This is a genomic window from Sneathiella sedimenti (assembly GCF_017313765.1).
GTDB lineage: Bacteria > Pseudomonadota > Alphaproteobacteria > Sneathiellales > Sneathiellaceae > Sneathiella > Sneathiella sedimenti.
Window position 1 is genome coordinate 79,329 of the sequence record NZ_JAFLNC010000001.1, and the last position, 15,403, is coordinate 94,731.

At 52.5% G+C, this 15,403-nt stretch carries 15 protein-coding genes; 7 read left to right on the forward strand and 8 right to left on the reverse strand.

What is annotated here, in order from left to right:
- Positions 1-26: 26 nt before the first annotated feature.
- Positions 27-1,052, reverse strand: a complete 1,026-nt coding sequence (locus tag J0X12_RS00370) for a Fe(3+) ABC transporter substrate-binding protein (protein ID WP_207040808.1) — start codon at positions 1,050-1,052, stop codon at positions 27-29.
- Between the two features lie 197 nt (positions 1,053-1,249).
- The gene (gene aptA / locus J0X12_RS00375; protein ID WP_207040810.1) at positions 1,250-2,578 is read right to left on the reverse strand and encodes an omega-aminotransferase AptA; all 1,329 of its coding nucleotides are present in this window, start codon (positions 2,576-2,578) and stop codon (positions 1,250-1,252) included.
- 161 nt (positions 2,579-2,739) lie between these two features.
- On the opposite strand from aptA, the gene J0X12_RS00380 reads away from it, so the two are divergent.
- On the forward strand, positions 2,740-3,288 hold the full coding sequence (locus tag J0X12_RS00380) for a cupin domain-containing protein (protein ID WP_207040812.1): 549 nt from the start codon (positions 2,740-2,742) through the stop codon (positions 3,286-3,288).
- Between the two features lie 2 nt (positions 3,289-3,290).
- Here the strand turns inward: J0X12_RS00380 and J0X12_RS00385 are convergent, their stop codons facing one another.
- Both J0X12_RS00385 and J0X12_RS00390 read right to left on the reverse strand, forming a co-directional pair.
- Positions 3,291-4,358 (reverse strand): quinone-dependent dihydroorotate dehydrogenase, encoded by a 1,068-nt coding sequence (locus J0X12_RS00385; protein WP_207040814.1) that lies wholly within the window; start codon positions 4,356-4,358, stop codon positions 3,291-3,293.
- 3 nt (positions 4,359-4,361) lie between these two features.
- Positions 4,362-4,703, reverse strand: coding sequence for a DUF952 domain-containing protein (locus tag J0X12_RS00390; RefSeq protein WP_207040815.1), 342 nt, complete (start codon positions 4,701-4,703; stop codon positions 4,362-4,364).
- A gap of 164 nt (positions 4,704-4,867) precedes the next feature.
- Between J0X12_RS00390 and J0X12_RS00395 the strand changes: the two genes are divergently transcribed.
- Entirely contained in the window at positions 4,868-5,713 is an 846-nt protein-coding gene (locus tag J0X12_RS00395; protein WP_207040817.1) for a branched-chain amino acid aminotransferase, read from the forward strand.
- A 13-nt stretch (positions 5,714-5,726) separates the two neighbouring features.
- On the opposite strand, the gene J0X12_RS00400 is transcribed toward J0X12_RS00395, so the two are convergent.
- Positions 5,727-7,316 carry a lysine--tRNA ligase gene (locus J0X12_RS00400; protein ID WP_207040820.1) on the reverse strand — a complete coding sequence of 530 codons (1,590 nt, stop codon included), beginning with the start codon at positions 7,314-7,316 and terminating at the stop codon, positions 5,727-5,729.
- Positions 7,317-7,422: 106 nt separating this feature from the next.
- Here J0X12_RS00400 and J0X12_RS00405 point away from each other — a divergent pair, with 106 nt between their 5' ends.
- The 4 genes from J0X12_RS00405 to J0X12_RS00420 all read left to right on the forward strand — a co-directional run bounded on the left by J0X12_RS00405 (position 7,423) and on the right by J0X12_RS00420 (position 12,229).
- A complete protein-coding gene (locus tag J0X12_RS00405) occupies positions 7,423-10,206 on the forward strand; it encodes an ATP-dependent DNA helicase (RefSeq protein WP_207040822.1) in 2,784 nt (927 codons plus the stop codon).
- A gap of 51 nt (positions 10,207-10,257) precedes the next feature.
- Positions 10,258-10,668, forward strand: coding sequence for a tellurite resistance TerB family protein (locus tag J0X12_RS00410; RefSeq protein ID WP_207040823.1), 411 nt, complete (start codon positions 10,258-10,260; stop codon positions 10,666-10,668).
- A gap of 73 nt (positions 10,669-10,741) precedes the next feature.
- Positions 10,742-11,287, forward strand: a complete 546-nt coding sequence (locus tag J0X12_RS00415; RefSeq protein WP_207040825.1) for an NAD(P)-dependent oxidoreductase — start codon at positions 10,742-10,744, stop codon at positions 11,285-11,287.
- A gap of 138 nt (positions 11,288-11,425) precedes the next feature.
- Positions 11,426-12,229 (forward strand): sterol desaturase family protein, encoded by an 804-nt coding sequence (locus J0X12_RS00420; RefSeq protein ID WP_207040827.1) that lies wholly within the window; start codon positions 11,426-11,428, stop codon positions 12,227-12,229.
- Positions 12,230-12,235: 6 nt separating this feature from the next.
- Here the strand turns inward: J0X12_RS00420 and J0X12_RS00425 are convergent, their stop codons facing one another.
- Positions 12,236-13,192: a CHAD domain-containing protein gene (locus J0X12_RS00425; protein WP_207040829.1), complete on the reverse strand. Its 957-nt coding sequence runs from the start codon at positions 13,190-13,192 to the stop codon at positions 12,236-12,238.
- 92 nt (positions 13,193-13,284) lie between these two features.
- On the opposite strand from J0X12_RS00425, the gene J0X12_RS00430 reads away from it, so the two are divergent.
- The gene (locus J0X12_RS00430; protein ID WP_207040831.1) at positions 13,285-14,115 is read left to right on the forward strand and encodes an HTD2 family dehydratase; all 831 of its coding nucleotides are present in this window, start codon (positions 13,285-13,287) and stop codon (positions 14,113-14,115) included.
- Positions 14,116-14,166: 51 nt separating this feature from the next.
- Here the strand turns inward: J0X12_RS00430 and J0X12_RS00435 are convergent, their stop codons facing one another.
- Positions 14,167-14,670 (reverse strand): copper chaperone PCu(A)C, encoded by a 504-nt coding sequence (locus tag J0X12_RS00435; protein ID WP_207040834.1) that lies wholly within the window; start codon positions 14,668-14,670, stop codon positions 14,167-14,169.
- A gap of 17 nt (positions 14,671-14,687) precedes the next feature.
- Entirely contained in the window at positions 14,688-15,302 is a 615-nt protein-coding gene (locus J0X12_RS00440) for an SCO family protein (protein ID WP_207040837.1), read from the reverse strand.
- Between the last annotated feature and the right edge of the window lie 101 nt (positions 15,303-15,403).

Below are 15,403 nucleotides of genomic sequence, written 5' to 3' on the forward strand. Positions count from 1 at the left end.
CCTTTTTCATTCTTATCTTTTGCGCTTTACCGCCAGCCGACTCGGTCGAAAATCCGGACAGCTTCGGCCTGGGCATCCGCCACCTTGTCAAGTCCGACATTATCTGCCTTGAACTCTCCCCAGCTTTTAACTGTTTCATCCAGCTGTACGCCGGGCTTCACCGGGAATTCATAGTTTGTGGAGGCATAGAATTCCTGGGCTTTGGTATCGGAAAGATACTCAATCAGCTTCACAGCCGCGTCCTTGTTCTTCGCCGATTTAGTAACACCCGCACCGGAAATATTGAAATGGGCACCGCGACCATCCTGGTTCGGCCAGAACAGGGCAACCTGTTCTGTCGCTTCCACCTGTTTCGCATCATCAGAATTCTGCATCGCGCCATAATAGTAGGTATTGGCAATGGCGATATCACATTCACCCGCAGCAACCGCCTTGATCTGATCCCGATCGCCACCCTGCGGCTTGCGCGCAAGATTGTCCTTTATTCCCTGTGCCCATTTTTCTGCGGCTTCCGGTCCATTGTGAACGACCAGGGACGCCAACAATGACTGGTTATAGGCGTTGCTGGAAGAACGGACGCAAATACGGCCCTTCCATTTTGGATCCGCCAGATCCTCATATGTAGAAAGCTCGGACGGCTTTACACGATCTTTAGAGTAAAACACGACACGGCTTCTTGCAGATAGCCCGTACCATTCACCGGCTGGGTCGCGAAAATGCGCCGGGATGTTCGCGTTCAGCTTTTCAGAGTCGATCGGTTGCAGTACACCTGCTTCCTTGTGGGCCGCGATACGACTTATATCAACCGTTAGAACGACGTCTGCGGGGCTGTTCATCCCTTCGGATTTCAGGCGCTCCAACATGCCGCTTTTTGCAAAAACGACATTTACCTTAATACCCGAGTCCTTTTCGAATTCGTCTAGAATTGGACGGATCAGGCTCTCCTGACGTGTGGAATATAGATTAACCTCTTCCGCCGAGAGCGCGGGCGTCGCTATGGATGTCAAGGCAACTGCCGCCAAAGCAAAGGGCGCAGAAATTTTCAAGCGCATATTGTATCCTCATCGATAATGAAAACTATTCTCAATTAATGGCGGAGTCATAAACCGGAATGGCTGCGATTGCAAGTCATTCTGACTTTCATTGTCATGGAAAAATATTGCAAAAAAAACGGAGGCGAAATCGCCTCCGTCCGGAGATCAGTTATGCAGAAAACTGGCTGATATTGGGAAGATTGTCGGGGAAACCGTCAAGCCACCTCCTTCAATACCGTGCGCAGCGTATCAAATATCTGGTCGATATGGCTTTTCTCAACAATCAACGGCGGCGACAAAGCGATGATGTCGCCCGTCGTCCGGATCATCAAACCTTTCTCATAGCATTTGAGAAACGCCTCAAATGCCCGTGCCGTGGGCTTGCCCGGAATGGGTTCCAGCTCGATGGCCCCGATCAGGCCGAGGTTGCGCAAATCGATGACATGGGGGACATCTTTGAGCGAATGAACGGCGTCCTCCCAGTAAGGTGCAATCTCGTTCGCGCGCTCAAAAAGCCCATCGTCCTTATAGCAATCGAGCGTCGCGAGCGCGGCGGCGGCTGCGACCGGATGACCGGAATAGGTATAACCGTGGAAAAGCTCGATCATATTTTCCGGGCCGGTCATGAAGGCATCGTAGATCCCCTTCGAGCAAACGACACCACCCATCGGGATCGTGCCGCTGGTAAGGCCTTTCGCCAGCGTCACCAGGTCCGGCTTCACCCCGAAATAGTCAGTTGCGAACGGTGCGCCAAGCCGGCCAAATCCCGTGATCACCTCATCAAAAATCAGCAGGATACCGTGCTTGTCACAAATTGCCCGAAGCCGCTCCAAATAGCCTTTGGGTGGCAAAATGACGCCGGTGGAACCCGCAACCGGCTCAACGATGACCGCAGCGATGGTGGAGGCGTCATGCAAGGTTACAAGCCTTTCCAGCTCGTCCGCAAGCTCAGCACCATGTTCTGGTTGACCGCGTGAAAATGCATTCTTTTCCGGCAAATGCGTATGCGGAAGATGATCCACACCCGTCAGCATGGTTCCAAACGTTCGCCTGTTCGCGACAATGCCGCCAACGGAAATACCGCCAAACCCGGTACCGTGATAGCCGCGCTCCCGGCCGATCAGGCGGGTCCGGGCGCCATCTCCACGCGCCCGATGGTATGCCAGCGCAATTTTAAGCGCAGTATCAACTGACTCGGAACCCGAATTGGTGAAGAACATGTGATCAAGGCCGCTGGGAAACATTCCAGTGACGCGGGCAGCCAGTTCGAATATTTTCGGATGGCCCATCTGGAATGCGGGCGCATAGTCCATTTCCGCAATCTGCTGGCTGACGGCATTGACGACGCGTGGATCGCCGTGGCCGGCGTTGCAACACCATAGGCCAGCCGTCCCGTCGAGAATCGACTGCCCTTCGGCATTCTTGTAAAACATCCCTTTCGCACTGACGAGCATGCGCGGATTAGATTTGAATTGCCTGTTCGCCGTAAAGGGCATCCAGAAGGCATCGAGATTATTCGGACTTGAAGCTGCGGTATTGGACATATTGAAACACTCCCGGAGTTTTGTTTCCCCTACCCTAAGCAGGGCATTTATTTACACAAGATGAATTTTCTCTGGCGGAAATTCACGTATTCCTGATTGTCACGGCGATGTTTATGTTTAAAAATCTAAACACTACGGCGAATCATGAAAGGGGCTGTGTTATGGAATTTGATCTTGGGGCGCGACTGAGAAGCCTGCGAGAACAACATGGTCTGTCACAACGTGAACTCGCGAAGCGGGCTGGCGTTACCAATGGCACGATTTCTATGATTGAACAAAACCGTACAAGCCCAGCCGTTGGTTCGCTCAAGAAAGTCCTGGACGGCTTTCCAATTGGTCTTTCCGATTTCTTCGCCAACGATTTTTCATCCCGTCGCAAGATTTTTTATGAGCGTGACGAACTGACGGATATCTCCGAAGGCAAAATATCCTACAAGCAGGTAGGACGAGACCTGACCGGGAAAGCATTGCAGGTCTTGCATGAAGTCTACTCCCCGGGGGCAGATACGGGACGCAATATGCTCTCCCATCAGGGGGAGGAAGCTGGCGTCATCGTCCAGGGAAAGCTGGAAGTGACAGTCGGCGCGGACAAGAAAGTTCTGAAGGCGGGTGATGCGTACTACTTCGAAAGCCATCGCCCACATCGCTTTCGGGCCGTGGGCGAAGAGGAAGTCGTCGTTGTTAGCGCGTGTACACCACCAAGTTTTTGAGTTTAGAGCGGTGTGTCAACGCCGACAGCCGCCTCAATCGTCTCGAATTTGTCGTCTCGCAACAATTGAGCAAGACCTTTCGCGATTTCAGCCGCGACATAGGGGCCCTTGTAGACCATCGCGGTATAGAGCTGTAAAAGGGACGCCCCTGCCCGGATACGCATATAGGCATCTTCCGCATTTTGAATGCCGCCTACACCGATGATGGGAAGTTTTCCATGCACCGCCCTATACATTTCTTTCAATACGCCGAGAGAGATATTTTTCAGCGGCTGACCGCTCAACCCTCCCGTTTCCCCTCTTTGTGAATCCTGGAGACTGCCGGGGCGAGTGATTGTTGTATTGCTGATAATCAAACCATCAATGTTATGGTCTAAAACGGCCGCCGCGATATCCGCCTTATCCGTATCCGTCAGGTCCGGTGCGATCTTTAGCAGAATGGGAAAGAAGGACGCGCCGTTGTCAATCATGCTGCTCCGCTTTTCGCCGATCCGGCCGAGCAGTTCTTCGAGCTCCCCCCGGCCCTGAAGCGCCCTGAGACCCGGCGTATTGGGGGAGGAAATATTGACAGTCACGTAGCTTGCGCGCGGAGCGAGTTTTTCCATCCCCGTCACATAATCCGCAATCCTGTCCGTGCTGTCCTTGTTCGCCCCGAGGTTTGCCCCGACGATCAGAGACGAGGGTCTTTTGTCGAAATTCCGGGCTGCAACCTCCAGCCCCTTATTATTGAATCCGAGCCGGTTGATAACAGCTTCGTCCTGTGTCAGGCGGAATATTCTGGGCCTGGGGTTACCGGGCTGCGGTTTCGGGGTAACGCTACCTGCCTCAAGAAACCCAAACCCCAGTCCGGACAAGCCGGACAGCACCTCTGCATTCTTGTCATATCCGGCGGCCAATCCAATGGGATTGGGAAATTGTAGACCAAGGACCCTGGTTTCGAGGACAGGATCAATTGCGTTGTCAACCCGGGGGAGCAACCCATTCCTCAACGCGCGGATAGACAGGTTATGCGCCTTTTCCGCCTCAAACGAGAAGAGGAAAGGCCGAGCAATTTTATAGAAGTTGACCACTTGCTATTCCAGCTCCGGGAAAATATGAAGGTTATCGGGACCAAGCGGCAATGACACCGCATCTTTCACCAGGGAGGGGTCGAGCGGCCCGTAAAGATGTGGAAACAGTATTCCTCCACGCGCCGGCTCCCATTTCAAATCCTCGCCAAGAATATTGGAATCGACGGATATCAGAACCAGATTTTCCACGCCCGCCCGATGCTTTGCCGCGCTTTCCGCGACAGTTTCGCGCGTGGAAAAATGAATAAAACCATCGGACTTATCCACGGCAGTACCTTCATAAGCCCCGGTTTCCAGAGCCGCCTGCCAGTCCGTCTTGTCTGCCATATGATAGATTATCGTCATTAAATACTCTTTCCGTCTCGCTTGCAAAATACCTACAGGATGCCCTGACATTTGAGAAGGAAAAACAATCAAATGTGACGGATGTCGCCCGCGCGACGCTTGCCTGTGCTGACGATTATCTGGTACAGGTTTAAAATGACATGACTTAAATAGGTGCTCTGACAATGGCAGGTGTCTTTTTCTACAACGGCGATTGGTATGATGAAAGCCCGCGGGTGACCGGCCCGATGGACCATGCATTCTGGATGTCGTCAACGGTTTTTGACGGTGCGCGATCTTTTCAGGGCATGGCCCCCGATCTGGATAAACATTGTGCCCGCCTGGCCCGCTCTGCCAGAGCACTCGGTTTTGAGCCGACCATGGAAACCGGGGAGGTGCTGGACCTTTGCACGCAAGCCGTTCGAAAACTCCCCAAGGAATCAGAGCTCTATATTCGTCCCATGTATTTTGCCCGTGGTGGATTTATCGACCCGGAGCCGGATAGTGCGGAGTTTATTCTCGCTGTTTATGACAGCCCAATGCCCGATGCCAGTGGCTTCTCCGCCCATTTTGCGAAAGAACGTCGTCCTGCACGGGACATGGCGCCAACGGATGCGAAAGCCTCCTGCCTGTACCCGAATTCCGGACGCGCCGTCGCGGCAGCCCGCAAAGCTGGTTTCGACAATGCGATCCTGATGGATGCGAATGACAATGTGGCGGAATTCGCCACCGCGAATATCTGGATAGCCAAGGATGGTGTGCTCTTCACTCCTGCCGCAACCGGCTGTTTCCTGGCCGGCATCACGCGGGAGCGGGTCAAGATTCTCGCAGAAGCCGCAGGTATTGAGGTACAGGAAACATTCATGTCACGCGAGGATGTCATGAATGCGGATGAAATCTTCAATAGCGGTAATTTCGGCAAGATCATGCCCGTCACCCGCATCGAAAACCGTGAACTGCAACCCGGTCCCGTCGCCGCGAAGCTACGTAAAATGTATATGGAATTCGCCCGCGACAGCCAGCTTTTCTAGAGGAGTGGGCGGATTACTCCGCCCCCAGATCCTCGCCTGCCAAAACCCGCTCGATAAGCTGGATGGTTTCCTGAATGCCATACAACGCAATGAAGGATCCCATGCGTGGGCCCTGAGACTGCCCTAACAGGGTTTCATACAGTGCCTTGAACCAGTCACGCAGATTTTCAAATTCGTTCTCGTTACCAACCTTGAAAACCTCATTCTGGATATCCGCCGCCTCTGCTCCGTCTGGTAGGTCTTTCAGCGATGCCACCAGCTGCTCCAGCGCCTTGCGTTCTTTTTCCGACGGCAAGCGGTACTGCTTCGTCGGTTTCACAAAGTCATGATAATAAGCGATCGCGTAGCCGACGAGCTTATCCAGTTCGGGGTTGGTTTCCGGCGTCGCACCGTCCACATAGCGGGAGATGAAGCCCCACAATACGGAGGGTTCATGAGCATTCACGACGGCTGCCAGGTTGAGCAGGATACCAAAGGTAATTGGCAGGCCCTCACTCGGCGGGTTGCCGGAATGGATGTGCCAGACCGGGTTGGCATATTGTTGCTTCGCTTCCAGCGTGGGGAATTTCTCCAGGAATGAGAAATACTCATCGACAGCCTTCGGGATCACATCGAAATGCAACCGTTTTGCCTTCTTCGGATTCTGGTACATGTAGAGCGAAAGGCTCTCCGGTGAAGCATATTTCAGCCATTCCTCAATGGTGATGCCATTACCCTTCGACTTCGAGATTTTCTTCCCTTCCTGATCGAGGAAGAGTTCATAGTTAAATCCTTCCGGCGGCCGTTTGCCCAAGATCCGGACGATCTTGCTGGAAAGCGTCACACTATCGATCAGGTCCTTGCCCGCCATTTCATAGTCAACATCGAGGGCATGCCAGCGCATCGCCCAGTCGACCTTCCATTGCAGCTTGCAATGACCACCCGTCACAGGAACGGATACATCTTCATCTGTTTCCGGATCCTTGTAAGTGACAGTATCGGCCTTCTCATCTCTGGCAATGATCGGCACCTGCAGCACTACGCCAGTGCGAGGGCAGATGGGCAGGAAAGGCGAATAGGTCGCGCGCCGCTCTGGTCCCAGGGTCGGCAGGATCACATTGATGATCGCATCATAATGCTTCAGGACCAGCAATAAACTCTCATCGAACAGCCCTGCCTTATAACACTCGGTTGATGAGCGGAATTCATAGTCAAATCCGAACTGGTCTAGAAAGGCTTTCAGGCGGGCATTATTGTGCTCACCGAAACTGTTATGCGTTCCGAACGGGTCCGGCACCTGCGTCAGGGGCTTGTTAAGATTGGCGGCGAGTAATTCCTGATTGGGAACATTATCCGGTACCTTTCGAAGACCATCCATGTCATCGGAGAAGGCAATCAGTCGTGTCGGGATATCTGACAGGATAGTGAAGGCATGGCGGACCATGGACGTCCGCGCCACCTCCCCGAATGTACCGATATGAGGAAGGCCGGACGGGCCGTATCCGGTCTCGAACAGGACATAACCTTTTTCCGGAGATTCTTTTGCATAGCGATCCACGAGTTTTTTTGCCTCGACAAAAGCCCAGGAGTTGCTGGATAGTGCAATTTCCGCGTTCGATGACATTATAACCCTCATTGGAAGAATGGATCACTAGAAAGCGCGGAATGTAGGCGCACAAACGAGTGCCGTCAACGATCGCAAGGCAATTTTGCGCGTGCAATTGGAAAAAATGACCGAGAAAAGTGACAACAACCCCACCCAAGGTGAAATCAAGCTACCCGATGCACCGGTTTTAGTGCTCGGCGGAGACGGCGGATACTGGCTGACTCCCGATGGGGAAATGGCAAAAACCAGCATTGACGAGGCCGCCGCACGGGTTGTTGATCGCCCTCCTTTGCTCGTTCATCGGCTGAATGTCGCGCGACGACTCGGCATCAATCCATTTCCCGCGTTCGACCTGCTGGAACTTTACGCCTTCGCTTTTCCTGCGCAACACTGCTTACCGACAGTGCGCGGTATTGCCCGCTCCCTCGGCCTGGAACTGACTGCGGACCCGGAGCAACAAACCCTTGTCCTGTTCGAGGCCGCAAATTCTATATTAAGTTATTTAACCGGTTTAAATGAAAATAAAAGGAAAGAAGCTTCAGCCATTGCCATGACAATGGGACAGGCCGGATGGAACTGGGCTCCCGCTGTTCTGGCGGCGGTTGGACTTCCCGAAAACCGGGAACGCTTTGGCGGCCTGGATGCCTGGCGTACTCTGGCAGAATGGGCGGATTATGCTCCGGAACCACCCCCTGATGATATCGCCGTCAGCGAAATAGAGGCACGGGAGCGTCTCAAGGAAATGCTCGGCAACAATTCAGAGGCTAGACCACAGCAGGCGGATTTCAGTGCCCTCTCCTCCCACGCCTTTGTCCCACGCGATCAGGCCGATGCCCCGACGCTTGTCCTCGCCGAGGCCGGGACCGGCACAGGAAAAACACTCGGATATATCGCCCCGGCGAGTCTTTGGGCGGAAAAGAATGGCGCCGCGGTCTGGATTTCCACCTATACAAAAAACCTGCAGCGCCAGATCGATGATGAACTGAACCGGCTTTATCATGATCCCACGGACAAGGCGGAGAAGGCGGTTATCCGGAAAGGCCGGGAAAACTACCTTTGCCTTCTTAATTTCGAGGAAGCCCTGCAAGGTGGTGCGGCCGCCAAATCAGAACAGATTGTCCAGGGCCTTGTCGCAAGATGGATTTCGGCGACCCGCGATGGTGATATGGTGGGAGGCGATTTTCCCAGCTGGCTGCTGGAGCTTGAAGGCCGGTCAAGGATTACACGTCTTGCCGACCGCCGGGGCGAATGCATCTATTCCGCCTGCCCCCACTATCGCAAATGCTTTATCGAGAAATCGAGCCGCAAAGCGCGCAAGGCGGATATTGTCATTGCCAATCATGCCCTTGTGATGATCAATGGGGCGACACGTCCCGATGACCCCTATCTTCCAAAGCGCTATGTATTCGATGAAGGCCACCACCTGTTCGACGCAGCCGACAGTGCCTTCGCCGCCCACTTAACCGGACAGGAAACCGCAGAGCTACGACGCTGGATCGCCGGGAGCGATACCGGCCGAAAAAGCAGGATGCGCGGCCTTGAAAACCGTATCGGTGATTTGATCGGCGATGATGAAAAGGGAATTGAGGCCCTTCAGAAGGCCATGCGCGCCGCGCGCAGGCTACCCACTGACGGCTGGCTGACCCGCGTACGCGACGGGGCGCCAAACGGCCCAATGGAAGAGTTGCTGATCTTTATTCGCAGCCAGGTTCTTGCGAGATGTCGTCAGCCCGACAGCCCGTACTCGATAGAATGCACGATTAATGACATCCTGCCCGAATTGAGCGAAGCCGCAGAAAAGCTTGATAAAGCACTTGCCGGTTTGGCTGGTCCAATGACCGCGCTTGGGAAAATTCTGCTGAACCGTCTGGATACGGAAGCGGAGGATCTCGATAGCGCCACGCGTCACCGGATCGAAGCCGCAGTTCAGGGCATTACGCGCCGCGTCTCAATGAATATTGCGCCGTGGCGAGCCATGCTGAAGGAAATTGGCAATCATACCCCTGACGGGTTTGTAGATTGGTTCGCCATAGAACGCATCGGCGGACGGGAACTCGATCTGGGATATTACAGAAGCTATATCGATCCGACCCTTCCCTTTGCGGAGACAATTCTGAAAAAGGCTCATGGCGCTGTGATCACCTCCGCAACGCTACGCGACAATCATGATGGCGAGGAAAGCTGGCAGTCTGCGGATATGCGAACTGGCGCGCATCATATGATCCTTCCACCAAAGAGATATCATTTCGCGTCCCCCTTTGATTTTGCCGAGCAAACCCGCGTCATTGTCGTGACGGACGTCCGGCGGGATCACATGAAGGAAGTATCCGCAGCCTACCGAGAATTATTCCTAGCCAGCGGTGGGGGTGCTCTCGGACTCTTTACCGCAATCTGGCGGTTGCGTGCCGTGCATGAGAATATCAAAGGTCCTCTCGCCGCCGCCGGATATGACCTTTATGCCCAACATCAGGATGCGCTCGATACCTCCACCCTCGTCGATATTTTCCGGGAGGAGGAAAACTCGATCCTACTCGGTACGGATGCCGTTCGCGATGGCGTCGACGTGCCGGGCCGGTCGCTGCGCCTTCTAGTCTTTGACAGGCTTCCGTGGCCGCGCCCCGACATCAAGCATAAAGCCCGCAAGAAGGCTTTTGGCGGTAGTAAATTTGATGACAAGCTGACCCGGCTTAAACTAAAGCAGGCCTTCGGAAGATTGCTCAGGCGGGAAAATGACTTCGGAGTCTTCGTGATGCTCGATAGCATGATGCCGTCCCGACTTGCCTCCGCCTTTCCACCAGAAGTCGAAATCCACCGGCTGGGACTGAAAGATGCGATTGCCCTTACCCGGAACTTTATTTCCGAAAAAGAACAGGGATTAAAGAAAATATCATTGGATAATCGAGATTGAACCTCATATCCTGTGAGTAATTGTTTCATTCCAGACCGGAGATACTGTCGCATGACGACGCTTAACCTGCACACCGCCCTAATTTCTACTATGGTAATTGTATCCGCAGCAGATCGTGAAATGACGGACCGGGAGTTGTTTACAATTGGCGAAATTGTCCGCACCCTTCCTGTATTTGCCGATTATGAGGAAGAGCATCTTCCGGACGACGCGGCGACTTGCGTCGATATGCTGAACGGGGACCAGAAGCTGGAGGAAATTATCGGGAAGATCCGCGCTGTCCTGCCGAAAAAGATTTATGACACGGCCTATGCCCTCGCCTGCGACGTCGCAGTATCAGATGGCCAGCTGAGCCAGGAAGAGCTACGCATGCTTGAAATGCTGCGCCATGGCCTGGATGTAGACCGGCTGACCGCCGCCGCCATCGAGCGCGGTTCCGCGGTCCGATATGCGCGCATCTGATCCAACTAATATTTGCCAAAAGACTGCCTTCCGATAATAATCCTTTTTAATAATAAAAGAGGGAGGGATATTGATGGCTAGTCTAACAGGGATTTCTGTCGGCTTTTTGGGGCTCGGCGATGTCGGTCGACCGGTACTGCGCCGGTTGAAAGCGTGCGGTGCGAATGTGCATGCAACAAGTCGCTCGCCCGCATTGCGGTATAAGATGGCCCGAGATGCGGTCAATTTATACAAGGCACCGAGTGAAGTGAACGATCAGGTAAAAGACGGCATCATTTTTCTGATGTTGTCCAAGCAGGGGCTGATCGATGCTTTTCTCAATGGACCGGACGGATTACTTTCCAACCTGGCGAGTAGTGCGCTGATCGTAGACCTTGGCCAGACTTCACTCGACGCCACTCAAAAATATGCGAAAATTGTTGAGGCCAGTGGCGCGCACTGGATGGACGCTCCCGCAATTGGCAGCGAACAGGACGCGATGGAGGGCCGCCTCAGTATTCGTGTCGGCGGCCGCAAAGAGGATTTTGATCGCGCCCGGCCACTTCTTGAGGCAATTGGCAGAGACATCAAGCATATGGGAGAGATCGGTTCGGGTCAGGCGGCAGTACCCACCACCTAGTTCTTCTACATTTTTGCATAATGGGAAATTACGGAATTTCGTGGCAGTTCACTTTTTCGCCATGTCCGTGATTTCAATGGTTATTTTAACAGGCACGCCCTATTTTGTCAGAGGTATGAAGGAGACTTTGACAAAATAATGCTGGATTTCATTGCGAACCATGAGCCTACAGTTCGCCTGAGCTTTTTTCTGGGCACGCTTGGCGCCGTCGGCATATGGCAGGCATTTGCGCCCAAACGCCCGCCAAGCGTTTCAATCCTGTGGCGATGGCTGAACAACTTTGGCGTGACGTTCCTGAATACCCTTCTTCTCAGATTGTTGTTCCCTATCCTGGCGGTCGGACTGGCCGTCACCGCAACTGAAAATGGCTGGGGCCTCCTCAATGTCGTGGAATTGCCAATTGCTTTTTCCATCGTAATTGCTGTCATCCTGCAGGACCTGGTGATTTATTGGCAGCATGTTATCTTTCATCGCGTAGGTTTTCTGTGGAAATTTCATAAAATGCATCACGCGGATGTTGACTATGATGTGTCAACCGGTGCCCGTTTCCATCCTGTAGAGATCCTACTTTCGATGGTCCTCAAACTTGTGGTCGTCCTGTTAATAGGACCACCCGTCGTCGCGGTGATCATCTTCGAGATCCTTTTAAGCTCGATCGCCATGTTTAATCATGCGAATGCCGGCCTGCCAGAAAAAATCGATAATTTCGCCCGGAAATTTATTGTTACCCCGGATATGCACCGCGTCCATCACTCCGTGATCCGGGACGAACATAACAGTAATTACGGCTTTAACCTGCCCTGGTGGGATTATATGTTCAGCACCTACCGGCCCCAGCCCTCCGCTGGCCATGACAAAATGACCATCGGCCTCAATGAATACCAGTCGCACCGTAAACAAAGCATCTTCTGGATGCTGCGGCTCCCTTTTGCGAAACGGTAAACCGCGTCAGACGGCTTTCCTCAAATCCTTTTTATCGATAGTGAAATCCTCGAACTTCCGCCAAAGGGCGCGAAATTCTGCCAGATTATGTTCCACTTCCTTGCTGGCATCACCATAAACCCGCGCGTTAAAGCGGAGTGTCTCTGCGAAATAATCGGCGCGGATAGCAGCGCTTAACTGGCTCAGAATGATCATGCCTTCCTTAACGTCATTAATATGGCCAAGATAGTCCTGCATTCTGACCAGAAGGTCATATCCTTCATCTATTTTTTCCTGGCGAAACAATGAAGAGAAGAAGCGCAAATGATAGCGGGTCCGCTTTATATATTTACGCAAATCATGCAGTTCGTCAGCCGAGAGATTTTCCACATCCGCCCCCCTGTTCAAAAGCTCAATCCCACCTTCCTCGATTGCGTTCAACGCAAAGGGCGCAATAGGACTGCTCATGATTTTACGCGCAGATCTGCCCAGTTTTGTCGACCAGTTTCCCTGCAACCATTTATCAAAGGATTTCGAAAGCCTTTCAAAGTGGCCGCCGGAGATTTCATGAATGATGATGTCATATTCCTCTGCGCGAAAGATCTCCCCAAGCCGCAGCAGCTCTTTCGATACCTTTTTGAAATCCTTTGTTTTGATTTCAGGCATGAGTGTACTGTTAAGGAATACGTCCATATTGCGGGCATCCCCGAGCAGGTTGCCGAAATAACGGAATTCACGGTTAAAATTCGAGCGGACTTCCTTTGGAATAATCGATCGGAATATATAGAGTGCAACGCGCATGCGCCTTACTCCGATACGAATTTGCATCAATGCCATTGAGTCCCCCTCTTCCTTGAACTGGCGGAAGTTCTCTCTCAGATGAAGGGCGCAACCACGAAAAATAACCTTTGCCGCTGTCTCTACGTCCATACTTCCCACAAGGTCGATATGCGATAACTTAAGAACTTTCGACTTTGCTGACATGATGGCTCACTAGTTAAAATTTTTGTCCCCGACAATAATGCACATATGCTATTCAAATGATCACGTGAAAAGCAATCAAGAGATAAAAACAAATGAAAAAACTTGAAAACTGGATTGGCAATCAGATTTCCCAACAAGAAATCATACATCAACACGCACTTAACGGTTTCGCTGCCATCATGGATGAAGAGGGCCCGGCCTCCGACATCGTTCCCCCTGGGGGCCATTGGATGTATTTTCTGCCGACCGACAAGCAATCACGAATCGGCCCGGACGGCCATGGGATCAGAGGGGACTTCCTGCCACCTGTAGAGCTACCGCGGCGGATGTGGGCTGGTGGGCGACTTGAATTTCACGCTCCCCTTCGCGCCGGAGACACCGCCGAAAAGACTTCCACCATCAAGAGTGTGGTGCAAAAACAAGGCCGGACCGGTACCCTGGTTTTTGTCACAGTCGAGCATCAGGTGAAAAGTGCGGCCGGTTTATGCCTTACTGAAGAGCATGATATTGTTTATCGTGAAGCGGCAGGCCAGACCAGCGGTGGCAAGAAAGATCCGCAATTGGCACCCACGGACGGCATATGGGAAGAAACAGTCGTCCCGGACCCGGTATTACTATTCCGTTATTCAGCACTCACTTTTAACGGACACCGGATCCATTACGACCTTGACTATTGCTTGAAAGAGGAAGGTTATCCCGGCCTTGTCGTGCATGGCCCGCTGCTTGGGACCCTGCTAATGCGTCTCGCCGTCAACAAAATGGATGGACGGCCGCTTCGCAAGTTCAGTTTTCGCAATTTCAACCCGATTTTTGATACCGCGCCCTTTACCTTGAGTGGGAAGCCAGAAAATTCGGACGAATGCAGTGTGTGGGTCCGGGGACCGGCAGGCGAACTTGCGGTCAAGGCAACGGCGGAATTTTAAGAAAAAAAGGGGCCGTGCGAGCGGCCCCTTTTAACAACCTAAAATGCCAGACTAATTATGTTTATGCTTTTGATTATGCATATCCATATCCATAGCACCGGCATCCTTCACCTGCACAGTAACCGTAATCTCACCCGCCCGGGCAAATTTAAGTGTTACCGGAAATTCAGTTCCCTTGGCGAGCGGCTTCTTCAACCCCATAAGCATGATATGAAATCCGCCCGGTTTCAGGGCGATCATTTCGCCTGATGGAATAAGCAGCTTCTCCATATGCATCATGCTCATAACCCCATCCTTCATGACGCTGTTATGGACTTCGACGCGATCCGCAATCGGGCTTGATGCGGCAACAAGGCTATCCGCCTCACTTTCCATATTATGGATGGTCATAAATGCACCGCCTACCGCGGCATTGGCTGGACGCGCCCGGGACCAGGCTTCCGTTACGGCCATGCCATTTTTCTCTGCGGCATGGGAGACGAATAGATCGGATTCCGCGTTAGCTATTAAAACCCCAACCAATAAAACGAAGGGTAAGTATTTGAGATATTTCATCATTCTTCCTTAACAGATTACAGTTGCTCGCGTACTTTTGACGCCATTTCCTCTGCGGGCACACCAAAGGAGAAAACGGTTATCAGGTCACCATCCCGCCCCATCAAATAAGTGAAAGAGGTATGATCCACCAGATAATAGTCCGGATCGTCGTTATCCTGTTTCTGCGAATAGACGCGGTACTTCTTCTTCATATCATTGATCGATTCTTCACTGCCCGTAAGCCCTACAATGGCAGGATGGAAGGCCGAGACAAAGCTGGCCAAAATTTCGGGTGTGTCTCTTGCTGGATCAACGGTGACAAACAACGGCACCACTTCCTTGGCATCATCACCAAGCTCCTGCATGGCAACAGAGATTGTCTGCATTTCTGTCGGGCAAACATCGGGGCAGTTCGTAAAACCAAAAAAGACAAGGAAAAGTTTTCCCTCGAGATCCTCATCAGTAACCGTCTCTCCCTTGTGGTTAACAAGCGAAAAAGGGCCGCCAATCTGCGGCACCCCGACAAGCACCGAAGAGCCTTCTGATTTTTCCTGTCCAATACCAGGCAAATTACCCGTAAACCAGAACCCGATGACCACAGCACTGGCCAGCAGGAAGAAGGCGATACAGAATGCAAATATCTTGTTCATATTAAAAATATCTTGAAGTTACCAATAAACACAAATTATCAAATGTCTTGCATAAATCGGCCGCACCGCGGCGACAAGGCTAAATTATCTGCTGCGTCATT

Bases quoted from the DNA above. Each gene is read 5' to 3' on its own strand.
- J0X12_RS00395 (WP_207040817.1), top strand. From the start codon at position 4,868: ATGGCAGGTGTCTTTTTCTACAACGGCGATTGGTATGATGAAAGCCCG.
- J0X12_RS00380 (WP_207040812.1), top strand. From the start codon at position 2,740: ATGGAATTTGATCTTGGGGCGCGACTGAGAAGCCTGCGAGAACAACAT.
- aptA (WP_207040810.1), bottom strand. From the start codon at position 2,578: ATGTCCAATACCGCAGCTTCAAGTCCGAATAATCTCGATGCCTTCTGG.
- J0X12_RS00440 (WP_207040837.1), bottom strand. From the start codon at position 15,302: ATGAACAAGATATTTGCATTCTGTATCGCCTTCTTCCTGCTGGCCAGT.
- J0X12_RS00425 (WP_207040829.1), bottom strand. From the start codon at position 13,192: ATGTCAGCAAAGTCGAAAGTTCTTAAGTTATCGCATATCGACCTTGTG.
- J0X12_RS00420 (WP_207040827.1), top strand. From the start codon at position 11,426: ATGCTGGATTTCATTGCGAACCATGAGCCTACAGTTCGCCTGAGCTTT.
- J0X12_RS00430 (WP_207040831.1), top strand. From the start codon at position 13,285: ATGAAAAAACTTGAAAACTGGATTGGCAATCAGATTTCCCAACAAGAA.
- J0X12_RS00400 (WP_207040820.1), bottom strand. From the start codon at position 7,316: ATGTCATCGAACGCGGAAATTGCACTATCCAGCAACTCCTGGGCTTTT.
- J0X12_RS00435 (WP_207040834.1), bottom strand. From the start codon at position 14,670: ATGAAATATCTCAAATACTTACCCTTCGTTTTATTGGTTGGGGTTTTA.
- J0X12_RS00415 (WP_207040825.1), top strand. From the start codon at position 10,742: ATGGCTAGTCTAACAGGGATTTCTGTCGGCTTTTTGGGGCTCGGCGAT.
- J0X12_RS00370 (WP_207040808.1), bottom strand. From the start codon at position 1,052: ATGCGCTTGAAAATTTCTGCGCCCTTTGCTTTGGCGGCAGTTGCCTTG.
- J0X12_RS00390 (WP_207040815.1), bottom strand. From the start codon at position 4,703: ATGACGATAATCTATCATATGGCAGACAAGACGGACTGGCAGGCGGCT.
- J0X12_RS00405 (WP_207040822.1), top strand. From the start codon at position 7,423: ATGACCGAGAAAAGTGACAACAACCCCACCCAAGGTGAAATCAAGCTA.
- J0X12_RS00410 (WP_207040823.1), top strand. From the start codon at position 10,258: ATGACGACGCTTAACCTGCACACCGCCCTAATTTCTACTATGGTAATT.